Source organism: Arthrobacter sp. 35/47, from assembly GCF_000520475.1.
Taxonomy (GTDB): Bacteria; Actinomycetota; Actinomycetes; order Actinomycetales; family Micrococcaceae; genus Arthrobacter_D; species Arthrobacter_D subterraneus.
In genome coordinates this window covers 7,554-11,217 of the sequence record NZ_KI914610.1, presented here as the reverse complement: position 1 = coordinate 11,217, position 3,664 = coordinate 7,554, and the positions used below count along the sequence as shown (strand labels likewise).

Genomic DNA, 3,664 nt, shown 5'->3' with positions numbered 1-3,664 from the left:
GTGCTGGTCTACGCGGTGGCGAGCCTCGGCCGTGACGGCGCCACACCCATCAAACTGGCCCTGGCCGGAGCGGCCCTCTCCGCAGGCATGGTCTCGCTCCTGAACGCAGTCCTCGTCTCCAGCCAACAGGCCTTTGACACCTTCCGGTTCTGGCAGGTGGGCTCGGTCGCCGGCCGCGGGTGGGACGTGATCGTTCCGGTACTGCCCTTCCTCGCGTTCGGTTTCGCCCTGACCCTGCTGACCGGCAAGGTCCTCAACAGCCTGTCTCTCGGCGACGACATCGCACGCGGCCTGGGCCAGAATGTGACTGCCGCCCGCGCACTGACGGCGCTCGGCGTCGTCGTGCTCTGCGGTGCGGCGACAGCGGCCGCCGGGCCGATCGCCTTCGTAGGCCTGGTCATCCCGCACGTGGTGCGCGCCTTCACCGGCCCCGACTACCGGTGGATCCTGCCGTTCTCCATGGTGCTGGCACCCGTTCTGCTGCTCGCGGCGGACATCCTCGGGCGGGTCATCCTCCCTCCCGGTGAGGTGCAGGTGGGAATCCTCACCGCCGTGATCGGGGCTCCGGTGTTCATCTGGCTGGTACGACGCCGGAAGATGGCCGAGCTGTGAGCCTCGGAACCCGGCCGGCCGCAAACGCCGCTGAGCGCGTAGACAACGGGGCCATGGTGCTCCCGGGACGCTCGCACCTTCGCGCCCAGCGGGCCGTGAAGATCGGCAGCCTCGCGTTCCTCATTCTCGCGCTCAGTACCGCCACACTGCTGCTGGGCCGCTACACCGTCACCATCCCCGACTTCTTCCGCATCGTTGCGGGCGCGGACATCCCCGGCGCCAGCTTCATCGTGATGGAGAACCGGATTCCGCGGGTGCTCATCGGCATCCTGGTCGGGGGAGCGTTCGGCGCGGCCGGAGCCGTTTTCCAGACCATGCTCCGCAACCCGCTCGCCAGCCCGGACATCATCGGCATCAGCTACGGTGCCAGCGCCTCGGCCGTCTTCGCCATCGCGTTCCTCGGCGCTTCGGGTCTTGCACTTTCAGGGTTCGCGATGGCCGGAGCACTGGCGGTTGCGCTCGCGATCTACGTCATCTCCCGCCGCGGTTCGGTGGCCGGATACCGGCTCATCCTGGTGGGTATCGGGTTCTCCGCTGTCCTCCAGGCGGTGGTCAGCTTCCTGCTGACGCGCACCGACATCAACGTCGCCACCGACGCCCTCGCCTGGCTGAACGGATCGCTCAACTCGAGCAACTGGGACCGGGTGACCGTCCTGTCGGTGGCGCTGGCGGTGCTGGCGCCCGCCGTCGTCGTGCTCTCCCGCCCGCTGCGCGGTCTGGAACTGGGAGACGACGCCGCTGCGGGCCTCGGCGTGAACGTCGAGCGGTCACGGCTCGCGCTCATCGTCACCGGCGTGCTGCTCGCGGCAGTGGCGACGGCGGCGGCCGGGCCGGTTGCCTTCATCGCCTTCCTCTCCGGGCCCATCGCCCGGCGCCTCCTCGGCGGCTACCGCCCGCTGGGAACGGCGGCCCTCGTGGGAATGGTGATTGTCCTCGCCGGCGATTTTGCGGGGGCAAACCTGATCCCGGGGGTTTCCCTGCCGGTCGGAGTGATCACGGGCGTCCTCGGGGCGCCGTTCCTCCTCTGGCTCCTTGCCACCGCCAACCGATCCGGCCAGGGAGGCTGACATGAGGTTGAACGCCCAGAATCTGACCCTCGCGTATGACAAGCGCCGGGTGGTCGAGGACCTCACGGTGGAGCTGCCTGCGGGCAAGGTCACCGTCATCGTCGGCGCAAACGCCTGTGGCAAGTCCACGCTGCTCCGCGGGCTGGCCCGGCTCCTCAAGCCGGCGGCCGGGACCGTCCTGCTGGACGGCAAGGATATCCATTCGCTGTCCACCCGCGCCGTGGCGAAGACCCTGGGTCTGCTGCCGCAGACGCCGGTCGCCCCGGACGGGATCGCCGTGGCGGATCTTGTGGGCCGCGGCCGCTACCCCCACCAGGGCTGGTTCCGCCAGTGGAACACCGACGACGACGCCGCCGTGGCGTCCGCGCTGCGCCTCACCGACACGCTGGAACTGTCCGACCGCAACGTCGACGAACTTTCCGGCGGCCAGCGCCAGCGCGTGTGGATTGCGATGGCTCTCGCCCAGCAGACCGACATCCTTCTCCTGGATGAGCCCACCACCTTCCTGGATGTCACCCACCAGATCGAGGTCCTGGACCTCATCACCGACCTGAACCGGAGGGCCGGCACCACCGTCGCGATCGTCCTGCATGACCTGAATCTTGCCGCGCGGTACGCGGACCACCTCATTGCCATGAAGGACGGACGCATCGTCGCCGAGGGGGCGCCGCTGGACGTTGTCACGGAAAAAACGGTGGCCGACGTCTTTGGTCTGGAGTCCCGGGTGATCCCGGATCCGGTAGCAGGCACGCCCATGGTGGTTCCCGTGGGACGGCATCACTCTGCTCGCCGCCCGGAAGCATCCACGACGGCGAAGACGCCGGGTTTCTTAGCCAACCCGCAGGACGGGTTATCCGCACTGAGCATGGAGGCAGCATCGTGACAGAAGTCAGCACCACCCGCCGGGCGGCGCGGAACACCTCTGCGCAGGGGGCGGTATCAGCCGTCCGCGCCTTCGACGTGGTGATCAGCCGCACGGAGCGCATCAGCTCCAACTTCCTCCGCATCACCTTCGGGAGTGCGTGCCTTTCCGATTTCGGCGTGCAGGGGTCCACCCTCGATCTCCGCATCAAGGTGGTGATTCCGCCGGTGAGCGGCCGGTGCGCCGACCTCGGCGCCCTGATGGACGGTGCAGGCAGCGGCTGGTACCAGCAGTGGCTGTCCCTCGACCCCGCCGAGCGCGGAACCATGCGCACCTACACGGTCCGCGCTTCCCGGTGTGATGCCGTGGTCCCCGAACTGGATGTCGACTTCGTGATGCATTTCGATGCGGACGGCAAGGGCGGACCTGCTTCACAGTGGGCTGCCGCGGCACAGCCGGGGGACCGGGTGTGGCTGATCGGGCCCAACATCCACGCCGCGAGCTGCACCACCGCCGGCTCGTACGGCGGAATCGAGTGGCGCCCCGGCCTGGCCCAGAATGTTCTGCTGGCCGGTGATGAAACTGCTGTCCCGGCCATCAGTGCCATCCTCGAGTCGCTGCCCAAAGACATCAGCGGCCACGCCTTCCTGGAGGTCCCCGACGGTTCCGACTGCCAGGAGATCCGGACCCGTTCCAGGGTCGGCGTCAGCTGGCTGGCGCGCGGCGGGCGTCCGCACGGTGAGCTGCTCGACGCCGCCGTCCGCCAGGCGGTAAGGGTGCCTGGCTGGGTGTCACTGGCCGCGCCGTTCCGGGTCAGCCTCGGAAGCGACACCCCGACGGGGCAGGCGCTCGCCGCTCCCCGGCCTGGCCCAGAATGTTCTGCTGGCCGGTGATGAAACTGCTGTCCCGGCCATCAGTGCCATCCTCGAGTCGCTGCCCAAAGACATCAGCGGCCACGCCTTCCTGGAGGTCCCCGACGGTTCCGACTGCCAGGAGATCCGGACCCGTTCCAGGGTCGGCGTCAGCTGGCTGGCGCGCGGCGGGCGTCCGCACGGTGAGCTGCTCGACGCCGCCGTCCGCCAGGCGGTAAGGGTGCCTGGCTGGGTGTCACTGGCCGCGCCGT

At 69.1% G+C, this 3,664-nt stretch carries 4 protein-coding genes and 1 pseudogene; all 5 read left to right on the top strand.

Annotation, left to right across the window (positions count from 1 at the left end; all coding sequences use genetic code 11):
* Positions 1 to 612: FecCD family ABC transporter permease (locus X803_RS22825; protein ID WP_035778877.1), on the top strand; the 612-nt coding region annotated here is incomplete at its 5' end.
* On the top strand, positions 609 to 1,679 hold the full coding sequence (locus X803_RS19705) for a FecCD family ABC transporter permease (protein ID WP_253907464.1): 1,071 nt from the start codon (positions 609 to 611) through the stop codon (positions 1,677 to 1,679). The genes X803_RS22825 and X803_RS19705, both read left to right, overlap by 4 nt.
* Position 1,680: 1 nt before the next feature.
* Positions 1,681 to 2,562: an ABC transporter ATP-binding protein gene (locus X803_RS0112335; RefSeq protein ID WP_026545369.1), complete on the top strand. Its 882-nt coding sequence runs from the start codon at positions 1,681 to 1,683 to the stop codon at positions 2,560 to 2,562.
* A complete protein-coding gene (locus tag X803_RS19700; protein WP_051470727.1) occupies positions 2,559 to 3,434 on the top strand; it encodes a siderophore-interacting protein in 876 nt (291 codons plus the stop codon). Before X803_RS0112335 ends, X803_RS19700 begins: the two co-directional genes overlap by 4 nt.
* A pseudogene (locus tag X803_RS21935) lies at positions 3,400 to 3,664 on the top strand (siderophore-interacting protein); the annotation flags it as partial. The gene X803_RS19700 and the pseudogene X803_RS21935, both read left to right, overlap by 35 nt.

Excerpts from the sequence above, each read along its gene's own strand:
- X803_RS0112335 (WP_026545369.1), top strand. The coding sequence starts at position 1,681 with ATGAGGTTGAACGCCCAGAATCTGACCCTCGCGTATGACAAGCGCCGG.